Source organism: Cellvibrio sp. QJXJ (genome assembly GCF_024452345.1).
Taxonomy (GTDB): domain Bacteria; phylum Pseudomonadota; class Gammaproteobacteria; order Pseudomonadales; family Cellvibrionaceae; genus Cellvibrio.
In genome coordinates this window covers 4427416-4444022 of the sequence record NZ_CP101662.1, presented here as the reverse complement: position 1 = coordinate 4444022, position 16607 = coordinate 4427416, and the positions used below count along the sequence as shown (strand labels likewise).

The following is a 16607-nucleotide window of genomic DNA, read 5'->3' as shown; positions in this document are numbered from 1 at the left end:
ATTTATTATTGAGGCGCCATCTTAACTTTTGTAAGGCATAGCTCCAAGGTAATCCTTTTTACCCACATCCACGCCGTTGTGACGCAAAATCGCATAAGCGGTGGTGATGTGGAAATAAATATTCGGGATTGCATGTTGAATCGCAAACTCGGTACCGGTCAGATATTTACCTTCCCAGCGCGGTTGGCTGATATGGCGCTCGGCAGCACCCTCAAATTCTTCCGGTTTAACACTGGCAAGGTAATCCAGTACCGCTTGGATACGCGCTTTTAATTCCGGCAAGGTGGTTTCTGTATCGGCATGTACCGGTGCGGAATCCACTTTACCAATCAACCGCGCCACACCTAACTTTGCAGTGTCACACGCGATTTGCACCTGGCGGATCAAGTTGAATTGGTCGGGTGCAAGGCGCGAATTAAGCAACACAGATACATCAAATTTTTTCGCTTCAGCTTGTGCAGCGCCTTTATCGAGTATCGCACTGAGGTTATTGAGTGCTTTGGTAAATTGCACCACGGTAAGTTCATAAAACATGGCATTCTCCTTTGAATGACGGGGGCTAGCTTGAGGGATATTACGCATTGCGGTTTGCACTTAGTGGGGTTCTAGCAGGGACTATTCAATCCACGGGGGTGTAAATAGCGCGGTAAAAAAACGCAAATATTGGCTCATTGCTTGCATTGCTTTTATTTCAGCCAATATAGTTAGGTCTCATTCATCAAGGACTTAGCTGCTTATGCCACATGACATTAGCCTAATTACCACCATTGCTGCCGGCCTTGGCCTAGCGATGATCCTGGGGTTCGTCGCCGCGCGCCTGCGCTTGCCGCCACTCATTGGCTACCTTGTGGCCGGTATTATTATCGGCCCCTCAACCCCCGGTTTTGTTGCCGATATGGCACTCACCGCCCAGCTCGCGGAAATTGGCGTGATGCTGCTGATGTTTGGTGTTGGCCTGCATTTTTCGATGGGCGACCTGATGGCCGTCAAACGTATCGCCGTACCCGGTGCGATGCTACAGATCACCATTGCCACTCTACTCGGTGCCGGTGCTGGCTACTGGTGGGGCTGGGACCTGGCGCAATGCCTGGTGTTTGGTTTATCGCTCTCCTGTGCCAGTACGGTAGTTCTGCTCAAAGCGCTCGAAGCGCGCGGGCAAATTGAAACGCTTAATGGCCGTATCGCTGTGGGTTGGCTGATAGTGGAAGATCTGGTGATGGTATTGGTGTTGGTACTTCTGCCAGTGATCGCGGGCATCTTGGGGACTATCCCCGCCGCCGATGGCCACGCCCCAGCCGCCAACGACCAGCATATCGCCGTCACACTATTGATCACACTGGGCAAGGTTGCCGCGTTTGTGGTGTTTATGCTGGTAGTAGGCAAGCGTTTACTGCCCAAATTGCTTTGGTGGGTGGCCGGCACCGGTTCGCGCGAGTTGTTCAGCCTGTGTGTTATCGCCACTGCCGTAGGGGTCGCCTATGGTTCGGCGCTGCTGTTTGATGTCTCTTTCGCGCTGGGTGCTTTCTTTGCCGGCATGATGTTGCGCGAGTCGGAATTCAGCCACCGCGCCGCCGATGACTCCCTGCCGCTGCGCGATGCCTTTGCCGTATTGTTTTTTGTGTCGGTCGGCATGCTGTTTGATCCGCACATTCTGCTCGACGAGCCGCTGAAAGTGCTCGCCGTTGTGGCCATTATTATGTTTGGGAAAACCATCGCCGCCGTAGCACTGGTACTGGTCTTTCGCTACCCGCTCAACACCGCATTGATTGTCGGCGCGAGCCTGGCGCAGATTGGCGAGTTTTCTTTTATTCTGGCGGGCTTGAGTATCAGTTTGGGCTTGATGGATATCCAGGCACAAAACCTGATCTTGGCCGGTGCCCTGGTTTCCATCGCCCTTAACTCGTTAATGTTTACGCTGCTGGAACCGCTGCGCAATTGGGCGCTCAAGCATTCGGCCTTTGCGCGTAAATTGGAAGTGCGCGATGACCCATTGGCGGTACTGCCGATGAGCACCGACGAGGTTTATCTCTCCGGCCAAGTGGTGCTGGTGGGCTATGGCCGGGTGGGTCGCCGCATTGCCAAAATACTCGACGAGAAGCAAATTCCTTATGTTGTGACCGAAGCCAATCGCGCCATCGTTGAAGAGTTGCGCGCGAAAAATATTCCCGCGGTGTGCGGCGATGCCGCTGACGCGAATGTACTGATTCAAGCGCATATCGCCAAGGCAGGCATGTTGGTAGCAGCAACATCCAATACCTTTCATGTACGCCAAATGGTGGATATTGCGCGCAAATTGAACCCCAAAATTGAAACCGTCATTCGCACCCACAACGAAGAAGAAGCCGAACTCTGGGTGAAAGAAAATATCGGCCGGATATTTTTAAGCGAACAGCAATTGGCAGGTGGTATGGCAGAACATGTACTGCAACGGATGGGCAAAACCATTACCTCGCCCAGCCACTAACCCCAACCGGTGCTGGTTCGACTGCCCGAACCAGCACTCTTGACGCTGCAGCTAACGCGATAATTGCCAAGCGCGATACCCACTCCAACCCGCCATAAACAATAGCCACATACCTACCCAGAATAATCCCCCGCTAATAATGTGATTGGCGAGGCCGAGAAACTCCAGCCGCTCTGTTAATGGGTTATGGGTATCCACCACAATCGTCTCCAACCGGCTCAGCCCGAATAACAAAGCCGCGATGACAAGGTTAATGAGCGCATCAATTATCAACTTCGGCACAGTCCAATAAGGGTAGAGCAAATTCCACAGGCCAAAACCGAGCGAGGCGATAATCGCCAGTGACAGCAGTGGAATCGCGGTTTGTACTTCCGGGGTAAAACCGATGGTGAGCCCAGCAAGCTGCGCGGAGGGAAGCCACAGGGTGTAATTCAGCAGTAACAAAAAGAACAGGTCGCTGGTGAAATCCACACTTTGCTCACAGCTGCTAATACGCTGCCAAGGGCGGCTCACCGGTGGCAATTTCTCGGGCGACCAACACTGGTAGGGCTTAAACAAGGGTTTGCCACCAGGTGGATTGCTGAATACATAAAATACCCCGGTAATCACCGCAAACGTGATCAATCCTTTCATCACTAATCCATGCAAAAAACCAACAATATTGATTTGTCCCGAGCTGAGAAAACCAATACCGAATTGAATCAAACCGAGCATAAACACCAAAATCAGTCCGTAATGCAGCGCTTGTTTGTACAGGGGAAACAGGGCGGTGGTAACCAGCTGTTGCGGTGGTAGAAAACTGGCCGCCACTTGCTGTGGATGCCCCAGCGCAACCAAAACACCAGAGACTTCTGCCGCTGTCGGTTCGCGCCCCAACTGCTCGCGCAGCGATTCCAAACTATCGAGCACATTCGCGCGCAACTCACGGGTAATCTCCTCGCGGCGACTCTGTGGCAGGGCTTGCGCTACCGCGCCCATATAGCGATCAATCAGTTCCATGTTGCACCTCCAAAATCTTAGCCAGATGTTGATTCAATTCCTGCCACTCGGCGCCCAAACTTGCCAGCAACTCAGCACCCTCGGGCGAAAGCTGGTAATAGCGGCGCTCGCGTCCTTCCCCCTGTTGCCACTCGCTGGTCAGCAGGCCCTGCTCGGCCAAGCGGCGCACCAGTGGGTAAAGCGTGCCCTCGTCTATATCAATGCCCGCCTCCTGCAATTGTTTGCGCAGCGAGTAGCCATAGTGGGATTGGCGCAGGGAACCCAACACAGCTAGCACCAAAATTCCCCGCCGCAACTCCTGTCGCAACTTCTCCAAATGTTCTTCTGCCATAACGACTCACCATTACTGTGTGGTACACAGTAATTACTATGCGCCGCACAGTATAAAAATACAAGCCGAAGAAAGCATATTTTTTAAGCAACCATGGCGTTTACACAAACGCCAGATAATAAAAAAGCAGCCGAAGCTGCTTGTTTGATTTGGATGTTTTTTAACCTGCGAAAATAAACACCGAGCTGTTACTACTGTTCCGTTTGCCGTCGCCGCTGTTTTTTCTCGGCTGCATTTTTCTTTACGCTGTCGCGCAGGCTCTGTTCACTTTCAAACAGGCGATCAAAGCGCATTTTGGGATTATCCCAACTGCCTTTGATGGTGTAACTGACACTGGTGGCTTGATCTACCTGTTTCTTAAAGAGTTTACTGACCAGATAAATCCCCGCCGCCGCCGGCAAACCGGTCGCCAGTGCCGCATAAAAAGTCACATTGCCCGCTACCGGTAAGGCGGCAATCAAGCGGGTGTTGAGCCGCTCGCGGCGCAGGTCGATGGTGCCCGCCATTTGCATACCACTGGAGGGCGTTGTCACTACCAGCGGCTCTTCAAATACCAGGGTGCCCTGATTAAAACGCACTTTGCCGGTGATTTCGTCGTAGGCCAAGCCACTTTTATACAGATCCGAAAAATCCAGGCGCAAGCGGCGTGCAAGGGAGTCAAAATTGAGCACCGACATCAGGCGTAAAATACCTTCGCCCGCACTGGCATCGCGTTTAAAGCGGCCATTCTCCATGGCGATGCTCATTTCACCACCGAGATTCAACAAGCTGAAATCCTGTGGTGATCCAGGCCAAAACAGGTCTGCCTCATAGCTGGCTTTGGTGCTGTCCAGCATGTCGGGTTTTTGCCAATCGCGCAGTACCGCCCCTATATCACCCGCACTCAAACGGCCGATGAAACGGGTCTGCACGCCAACGTCAGTGTTTTGCCAAATCAACCGCGCACCGGTAGATTCCTGCTCCGCCGGGTTGTCGTCGATACCGCTGACGGTAACGCCGCGAATGGTGCCGCGAATATTGTCGATCACCACCCCACGCTGGTCCGGGCGCAACTGCAGCGACCAGGTGCCGTAATCTTTATCGTCCAGCAACAGGGACTGCACGCTGATATTCGCCAGCGGCAACTTGCGTGGATCTATGACTTTTACAACCTCCGCCGGTACTTCCGCTGCTTGAGCCGGTGCCTCAGCATCGTTGGCAACCACGGGTTTGCTCAATCCCAGCTCCACCGAATTAAGCGAAAGCCGGCGCAGATTTACGTCGATGGGTACAAACGTACTGGTCGGTACAAATACATCACCCTCTACGACCGGATTCTTAACTGCTAATTGCCAACCGGCTTGCACCGGCATGGCGGTAACCGCCAGATTTTCCAGCGTCATGGGCCCAAGCTCGTACTCCCCCAGCACCAACTCCAGCAAAAAAGGTAAACCGGCGATTTTGCCTACCGCATCGGCAGCACTGGCAAGTGACTCGCTGTCACCGTAGGAGGGAGTTGATAGCGGGCGAACCACAACCGGCGTGAGGCGCTCGGCATAGGCGAGGTAGCGAGCCTGTACTGCTTTCCAGGCATCCAGATCTATGCCCGGTAAGAAGCCGGAAACCAGAAACTGCGCCTTGTCACCCAAGCGGGCATCGGCGGCCAACGCGATATTGGCATTGAGCAGTTGATTGTTATTCCCTCTGTCCATGCGCAACAGGGCTTGCACATCCTGATTGTAATCGACGCGAATTTGCGACTGTTTTTCCTGTAACCAGAGGGAGAATTTAAAGGGGCGCTCATCGCGCGCGCGCTTGCCATAAGGTGCGGGTAAATCAATGCCAACACCGGCCAGGTTGGAGCTAAGGGTCACGCGCGCAAAGGACTGGGCCGCAAATTCACGCGGGCTCAGGGTATTCAGCGGGTTATCGTCGGCCACGCCGGGGCGAACCAAGTGGTTCAACTCTACCCGCGCCTCGTAGGGCATTAGCCCTTCAAAAAACAACGCTTCAGGGCGTTTACTCCACAGTGCCAGCTGCTCGCTATCCACCTTGCCTTGCAGGTCGATGAGGGTTTTATTGGCGCCTTTGGTTTTGTCGCTCGCCAGACTTAGTTGCAGCGGCTCACCAAAAAACACGCCTTGCAAGTCTTTACTGGCAATACCACTGGTGCTGCTGTAGCTGATGTGGCCACGTAAATCATTGACACTCAAATTGAGATTCTGCAGCTCAAACAGCGGCGCCTGCAGATCTACATCCACCTGTTGGCGGGCATCGGCGGGTTTATCCTCGCCGCTGCCGAGTGGGATATCCAAATCCAGACGGGCGAGCATGTCGCCCTGCATCGCCCAGGAATCCATGCTGCTGCCCAGGTATTGGCGCAACTGCCCCTCGCGCAGCACACGAATGCCATCGCTGGCCAAACCGCTGATTTGTCCATCCACTTGCAACAGGGAGCCGCGCCCCTGCACACGCGGGTTCACTTTAATTACCCCATGCTCAACCCGGCTATCCAGCACCTTGGCGCTGTCCACCCTCGCATCCACATGAACATCACTCACCGACAGCTGCCCATTCACCTCGCTCAGGGCTGGCCAACCGGGATGATAATCGAGCGCGACGCCGTTCAGATTCAACGCCAGTTGGGCAGTGCGCGCCTGGGCATTGCGAGTATTGAGCGTGCCGCGATACATAAAGCCAACCCGGCTGGCGATGCCAGGATTGCTCTCGCCCAAACTCTCTGCCAACCATTTGCGCAGCGACTCCGGCAGGGTTTGCGGGAGATAGGTTTTATAGCGGCTGGCACTGACGTTCTGGCCGCCCACTTGCAGATACAGGTCGATATCGCCGGTATTACGTTTCCAGGGCAACCCCAACCACATGTAACCATGGGCCAGTTCGTCGCCCTTTTGAAACTCCAACAGCCCGCTGTTGACGTAAATCTGATTCTTGTCGCGCTGTAAATGCCAGGCGATGTGGCCGCGTGCGCGGTCATAATCCATGGGCTCGGCAAAGGTAGGTGAATAATGCATGGAAAAACCGGAGCGACTATCGAGCGCTACAAAACCGGTTTTTTGCCCTGCTTGCAGGTAACCATCGACCCCGACCAGCGCTGGCATTCCACGCCAGGCCCCCATGGCGACCTGATGCAAATTGGCGCGCAGTTGCCATTCGGCGGGAGTGTGAATAGGCAGACTCAGCTGGATATTGCGCAACTCGCCACGCGGAGCAAGGCTAGTCAAGGCATCGGCCAACACACCTTGGGGCAGCACCCCGGAGCGAGCAAATAATTGGTTGAGCCGCGCCAAATCCAGACGATCCATATTCATCGTCAGGGGTTGCTTGAACCCGCTGGACGAGAAAGCGATATTGGCACCGTCGATTTGCTGATCCTGCACCACGGCTTTGAGCGCCTGCAGGCCCAAACGCCAGGTACCGCCCGGCAGCCAGTGGCCCGTCAGCTCGGTGCTGAAATCATCCAGTGCCAAACGGCGCTCAGCGAGCGGCACTGACAGCCGCTGCAAGGCAAGACGCCCGCTCAGGTCATAACCCGCCCCCTTGGCGCGGCTTTCAAACCAGATATTGGCATCCAAACTGCCCTCGCTTTGCAGTACCGATTTGCCGGCACCGCCGAGTAGAAAAGCAGTCGCTGCAGCAACGGGCTCGCCGGTAGGAAAGCGGTTGAGCTGTAAATAACCCTTGCTGCGAAAACGTTTGGACTGGCGTGGATCGCCCTGCCCTTCTACCACCAGATACACACTGCGCGGCTGCTCATCCACATCAATCTGCAGCGCCAGACGATGAAAATCGCCCGCACTTTCAAGCAGTACATAAGGTGAGTCCAGCAGCATTTGTTGCCCGCTGGCAAAGGCAAAACGAAGGCGACTGCTCTGCAATTCAATGCGCGTGGAGAGCAGCAGCATATCGACCAGACCATTGAGATCCGTGCCCTTGGCCTCGTCATCCTTAACCTCTGGTAAACCGGCAATGCGCCAGAATCCCGAATCGGTCTGGACAAAGTCCATATCAACCTGATTGAGGCTGAGATTGCTCCAAACCAACCGGGCATTGCGCAGGGATTTGAGGATATCAAAGCGCATCCGCGCTTCAGCGACCGTCACTATGGGCAGGCCGCCATGGCTTTGCATGCGGAAGTTGTCTACTACCAGACTGGGTTTCAGCCCGTTCCATTCGGCCTGGATACTACCAATCTCTACTTGGGCATTGAGCTTATCGGACAGATAACCGGCAATCCCCAGATTGTAGTCACCCAACAAATGGGAAAAGCTGCGCCCGGACTGCACCACTACCGCTAATAGAATCAGCGCCAGGGCAATCAGCAGGTAACACCATTTCACCAATTTATGTAAGGTGCGTTTCATTACAGCGATGTTTCTCAGGGTAAAAACCAGGGTAAGGGACAGGTAAAAGCGCTAGTGGAACAGGTCACACCAACACAATATCGTACTGCTCCTGATGGAAGAGCGCCTCAACCCTGAATTCGATAGTACGGTTAATAAAGGCTTCCAAATCCGCCACGTAAGTGGCTTGTTCGTCGAGCAGGCGATCCACCACCAACTGCGACGCCAACACCAAAAACTTCTGATTGTCATAAGTGCGCGCCATGCGCAAAATTTCGCGGAAAATCTCATAACACACAGTTTCCGCCGACTTCACCTGACCGCGCCCCTGACATACCGGGCAAGGCTCACATAACAGCTGCCCGAGTGACTCGCGGGTGCGCTTGCGCGCCATCTCCACCAAGCCCAACTCCGACACCCCGGTAATACGGGTTTTGGCGTGATCTTTTTCCAGCGCCTTTTCCAAGGTACGCAATACCTGCCGCTGGTGTTCGGCATCCTTCATATCGATAAAATCGAGAATGATAATGCCGCCCAGGTTGCGCAAGCGCAGCTGGCGTGCAATCGCGGTCGCCGCTTCCAGATTGGTTTTAAAAATCGTCTCTTCCAGGTTGCGATGCCCGACAAACGCACCGGTGTTGACATCCACCGTGGTCATGGCCTCAGTCTGTTCGATAATCAAATAGCCGTTGGATTTGAGCGCAACCCGCGGCTCCAGTGCACGCCGAATCTCCTCTTCCACACCGTAAAGTTCCAGCAGCGGGCGATCGCCACTGTAAAGCTCGATCAACTCCACTAACTGGGGTGCGTATTTGGCGGCAAACTCCTGCATTTGCTGCCAGGTCAGACGCGAATCCACCCGCACCCGGTCGATAGGCGCGCGCGCCATATCGCGCAGGGCGCGCAGATAGAGCGGCATATCGCGATGGAGTTCCGCTGGCACCCCCAAACCGGGCAACTTTGCGCTTAAATCCTGCCAAAGCTGACATAAAAACGGAATATCGGCATTGATGGCATCGGCATCCGCGCCCTCAGCAACGGTGCGCACAATAAAGCCGCCACTAATGCCCTGCCCGCTCACCGCCGTTTCGACTGCCTGGCGCAAACGCTCGCGTTCGGGTTCATCCTCTATACGGGTAGACACACCAATATGAGAGGAGTTGGGCATGTACACCAAGTAGCGCGACGAGAGGGTCAAATGGGTGGTTAAACGCGCGCCTTTGGTACTGATCGGATCTTTGGCCACCTGTACCAGAAGTGTCTGCCCCTCGCGCACCAGAGTGCGAATATCAGGCACTTCACCGCGCCGCACTTCACCTTCGGGCGGCTCAGGCATCATGTCCGCGGCATGGATAAAACCGGTGCGTTCAAGGCCAATATCCACAAACGCCGCCTGCATACCCGGCAGTACCCGCACGACTTTGCCTTTATAGATGTTGCCAACGTAAGTTTCGCCGTGGCTGCGTTCGATGTAGAACTCCTGCACTACGCCGTTTTCCACCAGCGCGACCCGGGTCTCGACCGGGGAGACGTTAATCAGAATTTCTTCGCTCATGATGCGCACTCCGCCGCTGCGGGTGTCCACCAGGGCACCGCAAATTCACGCAACAGCTCGCAGGTAGCCTCAATTGGTAAGCCCACCACACAGGAATAACTACCGCGGATTTCCTGCACAAATACCGCACCCAACCCCTGGATGGCATAACTACCGGCCTTGTCCTGCGGCTCACCGGTTTCCCAATAGGCGGCAATCTCACTATCGCTAAGTTCGCGAAAAGTTACATCGGTGGTGGACACACGGAGCGCTTGTCGGGTGGACGAATGGAGGGCTACAGCGGTAATCACTTGATGGGTGCGGCCAGAAAGCTGACGCAACATTGTGTGGGCATGATCTTGATTGAGGGGCTTTTCCAGAATTTTGCCATCAAGCAAGCCGAGGGTATCGGCGCCCAGCACAGGGGCCAGTGGAAGTTGCTGCTTAAGCAACTGGGCAAAACCGGCAGCGGCTTTTTCCCGCGCCAAGCGCTGCACATAATCCAGCGCCGTTTCACCCGGAGCGGGCTGCTCAGGAATAGAGGCATTAATCACCGCATGAACAACACCAATCTGCTGCAATAGCTCACGCCGACGGGGCGATTGGGATGCCAGATACAAGGAAGGAACAACTGCATTCACCCTGAATTCTCCTGCTATCACCGTCGTGGGTGATATAAATTATTCGTTAACCGGCAGCCTTGGCAGCTAGTGATGATAGCGATGCGTCCAGCGGCTCAGGGCGCCATAACACAGCGGCCACATCAGCGCGCTGGTGATGGCAGGATATAAAAACTGAATACCGGAAAGTGGGCGACCAGCCATGCCCTGCACCCAATTATCGGTGAGCTGGGCGATACCAACCAATACGAAAATCCAGGTGGATTGGCGCCAGATAGAAAAGTTGCGCACCCGCTGGTAAGACAAAATACAAATGTAGGCGACAATCACCAACCCCAAACTGTGCTGGCCAAAAGGTACACCTTCAAGTAAATCCTGGAATAGGCCAAGTAAACACAGCAGCGAAAAGCTCACGGTGAGCGGCATGAAAAAAATCCAGTAAATCGCTACCAGCAGCACAAACTCCGGGCGCAGCCAACGCAGGTTCATCGGCAAGGGGTAAACCGACAACACCAGGGCAACCAGAAAACTGATGCCTATAGCCAAATACAAATTAACGCGTGAAGCAGGCATCAGCGCGCTCCACCCTCATCTTCCGGGAGAGATAAAGCACCAGGGACAGTGGCACGATCGCGGTCTGCAAATACCAGTAATAAGTGACGGCTGCGATCCAACCGCGCCATGGGTTTGGCGACAACCGTTAAGAAGGCTTTGCCTGGGTCGCGCACTACATCTAATACTTCAGCCACCGGGTAGCCAACAGGGAAGCGATCCCCCAAACCGGAGCTAACCAGCAAATCGCCAGCGCGAATATCGGTATTGGCCGACACATGGCGCAAGCTCAGGCTGTTGAGATCGCCGGTGCCTTCGGCAATGGCACGCACACCGTTGCGATTCACCTGCACCGGAATCGCGTGGGTAGAGTCAGAAATCAGCAACACGGTGCTGGAATGCTCGGCCACTTCTGTTACCTGCCCCATCAAACCAAAGGCATCCAGTACCGGCTGGCCTTTAAAGGCGCCGTCTTTGCTGCCGCGGTTGATAATCACTTTATGGCTGAGCGGGTTGGGCGACACCCCGATCAGTTCGGTAATCAGCACTGTATCTTGCAGGGTTTCGCTGGCATTGAGCAATTGACGCAAGCGCACGTTTTCGGCAGCGAGCGAAGCCAGCTGCTGAAGCTTGCGCTGATGAATAAGCAGCTCGGTTTTAAGCGCCTCGTTTTCCAGTTTGAGGTCAATCTGGGAGACAAAGGTGTCTTTGCGCCAATCATTGACACGGCTGGGCACATCGGTGAGTTGATAGAAAGGAGTAACCAATTGCGCGAGTTTTTCGCGCAAGGGTTCAAGGCGATCGGTATAAAGCCCTACCACCACCAGCACCATCATGATCACAATGAACAGAAAGGCGCGACCAGCGGCAGAAGAGTCTCGATTAAAGAGCGGTTTAATGGCGATATCTCCTGTGCAAGTGGAGCGCTAGCGCCAACTGCGCCAGTCGCCCCGCTGTTATCAGGACGAGAGCAAGTCGATATTGCGCTTGTCATTCATTTCCAGCGCAATACCACCGCCGCGCGCCACACAGGTCAGCGGCTCTTCGGCGACAATAAAGGGCAAACCGGTTTCGTTGGACAGCAAGCGGTCGATGTCACGCAGCAAAGCGCCACCGCCAGTTAATACCACACCGCTTTCGGCGATGTCTGATGCCAGCTCCGGTGGTGATTGCTCCAGCGCACTTTTTACTGCCTGGACGATACCCGCCAGTGGGTCTTGCAGGGCTTCCAGAATTTCATCGCTGCTCAGGGTAAAGCTGCGCGGTACACCTTCAGCCAGGTTGCGGCCGCGCACATCAATCTCACGGATTTCGCTGCCGGCAAAAGCGCAGCCAATTTCTTGTTTGATACGTTCAGCGGTGGCATCACCAATCACGCTGCCGTAGTTGCGACGTACGTAGTTAACAATCGCTTCATCAAAACGGTCACCGCCAATACGTACGGAATCGGAGTAAACCACACCATTCAGGGAGATAACGGCAATCTCAGTGGTACCGCCACCGATATCCACCACCATCGAACCGTTGGCTTCAGAGACTTTCAGGCCAGCGCCAATCGCTGCCGCCATAGGCTCTTCAATCAAACGCACTTCGCGCGCGCCAGCACCCAAGGCCGATTCGCGAATCGCACGTTTTTCTACTTCGGTAGACAGACAAGGAACACTGATCAGTACACGGGGAGAGGGGTTAAACCAGGAATTTTCATGAACCTTGCGGATAAAGTGTTGCAGCATTTTTTCGGTGACCTGGAAGTCGGCAATTACACCGTCTTTCAGAGGGCGGATAGCGGTGATGTTGCCCGGAGTACGGCCCAGCATACGTTTCGCTTCAACACCCACTGCTTCGACAATCTTGGTGCCGTTATGGTGACGAATCGCCACTACCGAAGGCTCGTTCAAAACAATACCGCGACCGCGGACATAAATAAGGGTATTAGCGGTTCCCAGGTCGATAGACAGGTCGTTGGAAAATGCTCCACGCAAAAGTTTCATCATGACAAGACGAGGCCTTAAATAAAATGTGTTGGAATGGATGTTCGGTAAAGTCAGCCGTTGTAGACAGCAATACTGAAATAATCTGTGCCAGCGCTGGCGACGGCGCGCTCCTGGCTTTTTTATCCTATGGCAAAACGCCAGATTCCTTGATCGATCAGCCCGCTCGGGGCGGTTCCCTGCAAAAAAATGTAAGCGCGCAGTATATGTGAATTTTTGTTTTTTATCCGAGCCGTTTTGGCCTTAAAAATAAAAAGTCTTCATAAAGATATACATGGCGCACGAAAGTTCACTTTGTTTCACAATATTGGACACTTTCTGCCTGTTTTTTGCGCAAGCCCAACAAGGCAGGCACAGGGATTTAGAGGTGCGCGCAAATGTGGTACCTTGAGCGCCCATTTTTGGCGACTTACCGCAGGATAACTGCCGTTTGGCCGCACTTTCGCTTTTTTATCTGCTGGAGCTAATACCACCATGGCTGTAGACCGTTCCGATATCGCCAAGCTGGCCAAGCTGGCGCGTATCCAGATTACCGATGAGGCCGCCGATGAAGCGGCAAAAAGTATTTCCGACGTGCTGGCTCTGGTCGATCAATTGCAAGCCGTCAATACCGATGGCGTTCTGCCCATGGCCCACCCACTGGACGCCGTTCAGCGCCTGCGCGCCGACATAGTGACCGAACCCAATCAGCGCGAAACCTTTCAGGCGATTGCACCAGCCACGCAAGATGGCTTGTATCTGGTGCCACAGGTTATCGAGTAGCGACCAAGTAAAGAAATAGCTCGCTCCCTCTTACAAAAAAATCTCAGGAATTTGCAATGCATCAATTCACCATTGCCGAACTGGTAAAAGGCCTGCGCAACAAGGACTTCTCCAGTACCGAAGTGACCCAACATTATCTCGACCGCATTGTGCGTCTGGACCAAACCTACAACAGCTATATCACCGTGACGCCTGAGCTGGCGCTGCAACAAGCTGCTGCTGCTGATGCACGTTTAGCCGCGGGCAACGCACCTGCACTCTGCGGTGTGCCCATCGCACACAAAGATATTTTTTGTACCACCGGAGTGCGCACCTCCTGCGCCTCCAAAATGCTCGATAAATTTATCGCGCCTTACAATGCCACCATCGTTGAAAATTATTTGAATTCCGGTGTGGTGATGTTGGGTAAAACCAATATGGATGAATTTGCAATGGGCTCATCGAACGAGACCAGCTGGTACGGCCCGGTAAAAAACCCTTGGGCGATTGATTGTGTTCCCGGCGGATCATCCGGTGGTTCTGCTGCTGCAGTAGCCGCACATTTAGCACCGGCGGCAACCGCATCCGATACTGGCGGCTCCATTCGCCAACCCGCCGCCCTGTGCGGATTAACCGGTATTAAACCGACTTATGGTCGCGTATCGCGCTGGGGCATGATTGCGTTTGCCTCTAGTTTGGATCAAGCGGGCATTTTGTCGCGCACCGCTGAAGACGCTGCGATTTTGTTAAACGACATGGCCAGCTACGACGCCAAAGATTCAACCTGTGTTGAGCGCGACGTACCGGATTACACCGCCGATTTAAACAAGCCATTAACCGGCATGCGGATTGGCGTACCCAAAGAGTATTTTGGTGAAGGTTTGAATCCAGAAACGGCGGCGCTGGTTGAAGCGGCGATTAAAGTCTACGAAAGTTTGGGCGCAACACTGCACAGCGTCAGTTTGCCGCACACTCATCTCGCCGTACCTGCCTACTACGTGATTGCACCGGCAGAATGCTCCGCTAACCTCTCGCGTTTTGACGGCGTGCGTTACGGCCATCGCTGTGAAAACCCAACCGATTTAAACGACCTGTATATGCGTTCGCGCAGTGAAGGTTTTGGCAATGAAGTGAAACGCCGTATTTTGGTAGGCACCTATGCGTTGTCGGCTGGCTATTACGATGCCTATTACAGCAAAGCGCAAAAAATTCGCCGCTTGATCAAGCAGGATTTTATGGATGCTTTCCAACAAGTCGATTTGATTATTGGCCCCACCTCGCCTTCACCGGCATTCCAATTTGGCTCCAAAACCAAAGACCCAGTCGCCATGTATCTGGAAGACATCTACACCATCGCCACTAACCTCGCTGGCTTGCCCGCGCTGTCAATTCCCTGCGGCTTGGTGGATAACAAACCGGTTGGCCTGCAATTGATTGGCAACTTCTTCGCTGAAGGGCCGCTGCTTAATGCCGCACATCAATTCCAGCAAGCAACCAACTTCCACCAACAAACCGCCCCTGGCATTGAATAAGAAAGAGGAGAACAAAAATGCAATGGGAAACCGTAATCGGGTTGGAAGTTCACGTACAGCTCGCGACCAAAACCAAAATCTTCTCCGGCGCCAGCACTGCATTCGGCGCTGAGCCAAATACCCAAGCCTGTGCTATCGACTTGGCGCTGCCCGGCACCCTGCCCGTCGCTAACGAACAAGCCTTTCGCTTCGCCACTATGTTTGGCTTGGCGGTGAACGCGGAAATCGGCAAGCGCTCGGTATTTGAGCGCAAAAATTATTTTTATCCCGATTTACCGAAAGGCTATCAAACCACACAGCTCGCCGAGCCAATTGTCGGCGCGGGATTTGTGGATTTAGAATTGGAAGGTGGCCGCACCAAACGCGTTCGCATTCACCACGCGCATCTGGAGGAAGATGCAGGTAAATCCCTGCACGAAGATTTCGCCGGCATGAGCGGTATCGACTTAAACCGTGCAGGCACGCCACTGATTGAAGTGGTTACCGAACCCGATATGCGCAGTGCCGAAGAAGCCGTTGCCTTTGCCAAAAAATTGCATTCCATCGTTACCTCGCTGGAAATTTGCGATGGTGAAATGAGCCAGGGCTCCATGCGTTTTGACGTCAATATTTCCGTGCGCCCGAAAGGTTCTGAAATACTCGGCACCCGCACAGAAACCAAAAATTTAAACTCATTTAAATTTATGGAAGAGGCAATTGCGCTCGAAGTTGAGCGTCAAATTGATGTCCTCGAAGACGGCGGAAAAATCATTCAGGAAACTCGTCTCTACAACGGCGACACCAAAAAAGCCCGCTCCATGCGCAGCAAAGAAGACAGCAACGACTACCGCTACTTCCCCTGCCCTGATCTGTTGCCGGTAATTCTGGATGATGCCTACATCGAATCTGTACGCCAGCAAATGCCAGAGCTGCCAGAAGCCAAACGCGCGCGCTTTGTCGAGCAATATGGTTTGAGCAGCTATGATGCAGGTCAAATCACCATGGATAAATTTACGGCGGCATTTTTTGAAGCTTCAGCGGCAATTTCCGGTGAAGCCAAACTCACCGCTAACTGGATCATGGCTGACCTGGGCGCTTATTTAAATCGCACCGAACAGCGCATTGACCAATCGCCAGTAACACCAGAACTGCTTGCTGGTTTGGTGGTGCGCGTGAAAGACGGCACTCTCTCCAGCAAAATCGCCAAACAGGTTTTTGAAGCGATTTGCAACGGCGAAGGCGATGCCGACACTATTATCGAAACCAAAGGTTTGAAACAGGTTTCCGATACCGGCGCGCTGGAAAAAATTATCGATGACATCATCGCCGCCAACACGGCACAGGTTGAAGGCTACCGCGCCGCCGCCGAAGACAAACGCGCAAAAATGCTCGGTTTCTTTGTCGGTCAAGCTATGAAAGCATCCAAGGGTCAAGCCAACCCACAAGTGTTGAATGAATTGTTAGTTAAAAAATTAAACGGTTAAGAGCCCAAGCCCTCTCCCCCGAGAGGGCGTCAAAAATAGA

General features: G+C 53.8%; 13 protein-coding genes. 4 read left to right on the top strand and 9 right to left on the bottom strand.

Going from position 1 to position 16607, the window contains the following annotated elements; translation table 11 throughout:
- Positions 1-21 precede the first annotated feature (21 nt).
- On the bottom strand, positions 22-534 hold the full coding sequence (locus NNX04_RS19245) for a DUF1993 domain-containing protein (protein WP_007644377.1): 513 nt from the start codon (positions 532-534) through the stop codon (positions 22-24).
- Positions 535-736: 202 nt separating this feature from the next.
- Between NNX04_RS19245 and ybaL the strand changes: the two genes are divergently transcribed.
- Positions 737-2464 (top strand): YbaL family putative K(+) efflux transporter, encoded by a 1728-nt coding sequence (gene ybaL / locus NNX04_RS19240; protein ID WP_007644378.1) that lies wholly within the window; start codon positions 737-739, stop codon positions 2462-2464.
- Between the two features lie 51 nt (positions 2465-2515).
- Here the strand turns inward: ybaL and NNX04_RS19235 are convergent, their stop codons facing one another.
- The 8 genes from NNX04_RS19235 to NNX04_RS19200 form a co-directional block, all read right to left on the bottom strand.
- Positions 2516-3463, bottom strand: coding sequence for a hypothetical protein (locus NNX04_RS19235; protein ID WP_007644379.1), 948 nt, complete (start codon positions 3461-3463; stop codon positions 2516-2518).
- Positions 3450-3794 carry a PadR family transcriptional regulator gene (locus NNX04_RS19230; protein WP_007644380.1) on the bottom strand — a complete coding sequence of 115 codons (345 nt, stop codon included), beginning with the start codon at positions 3792-3794 and terminating at the stop codon, positions 3450-3452. Before NNX04_RS19230 ends, NNX04_RS19235 begins: the two co-directional genes overlap by 14 nt.
- Before the next feature lie 191 nt (positions 3795-3985).
- A complete protein-coding gene (locus NNX04_RS19225; RefSeq protein WP_261946845.1) occupies positions 3986-8155 on the bottom strand; it encodes a YhdP family phospholipid transporter in 4170 nt (1389 codons plus the stop codon).
- A 64-nt stretch (positions 8156-8219) separates the two neighbouring features.
- Positions 8220-9689: a ribonuclease G gene (gene rng / locus NNX04_RS19220; RefSeq protein WP_151056505.1), complete on the bottom strand. Its 1470-nt coding sequence runs from the start codon at positions 9687-9689 to the stop codon at positions 8220-8222.
- Positions 9686-10309 carry a Maf family protein gene (locus tag NNX04_RS19215; protein WP_261946844.1) on the bottom strand — a complete coding sequence of 208 codons (624 nt, stop codon included), beginning with the start codon at positions 10307-10309 and terminating at the stop codon, positions 9686-9688. Before NNX04_RS19215 ends, rng begins: the two co-directional genes overlap by 4 nt.
- Before the next feature lie 66 nt (positions 10310-10375).
- Entirely contained in the window at positions 10376-10861 is a 486-nt protein-coding gene (gene mreD / locus NNX04_RS19210; RefSeq protein ID WP_007644384.1) for a rod shape-determining protein MreD, read from the bottom strand.
- Positions 10861-11673 carry a rod shape-determining protein MreC gene (mreC, locus tag NNX04_RS19205; RefSeq protein WP_040392878.1) on the bottom strand — a complete coding sequence of 271 codons (813 nt, stop codon included), beginning with the start codon at positions 11671-11673 and terminating at the stop codon, positions 10861-10863. Before mreC ends, mreD begins: the two co-directional genes overlap by 1 nt.
- A gap of 126 nt (positions 11674-11799) precedes the next feature.
- On the bottom strand, positions 11800-12834 hold the full coding sequence (locus NNX04_RS19200) for a rod shape-determining protein (protein ID WP_007644386.1): 1035 nt from the start codon (positions 12832-12834) through the stop codon (positions 11800-11802).
- Positions 12835-13305: 471 nt separating this feature from the next.
- Between NNX04_RS19200 and gatC the strand changes: the two genes are divergently transcribed.
- From gatC to gatB, 3 genes are read left to right on the top strand one after another with little or no spacing between them, the layout of a single operon-like run.
- Entirely contained in the window at positions 13306-13593 is a 288-nt protein-coding gene (gene gatC / locus NNX04_RS19195) for an Asp-tRNA(Asn)/Glu-tRNA(Gln) amidotransferase subunit GatC (protein WP_007644389.1), read from the top strand.
- Between the two features lie 56 nt (positions 13594-13649).
- Positions 13650-15104, top strand: coding sequence for an Asp-tRNA(Asn)/Glu-tRNA(Gln) amidotransferase subunit GatA (gatA, locus tag NNX04_RS19190; RefSeq protein ID WP_261946843.1), 1455 nt, complete (start codon positions 13650-13652; stop codon positions 15102-15104).
- Positions 15105-15121: 17 nt separating this feature from the next.
- Positions 15122-16567: an Asp-tRNA(Asn)/Glu-tRNA(Gln) amidotransferase subunit GatB gene (gene gatB, locus NNX04_RS19185; RefSeq protein WP_261946842.1), complete on the top strand. Its 1446-nt coding sequence runs from the start codon at positions 15122-15124 to the stop codon at positions 16565-16567.
- Positions 16568-16607 lie beyond the last annotated feature (40 nt).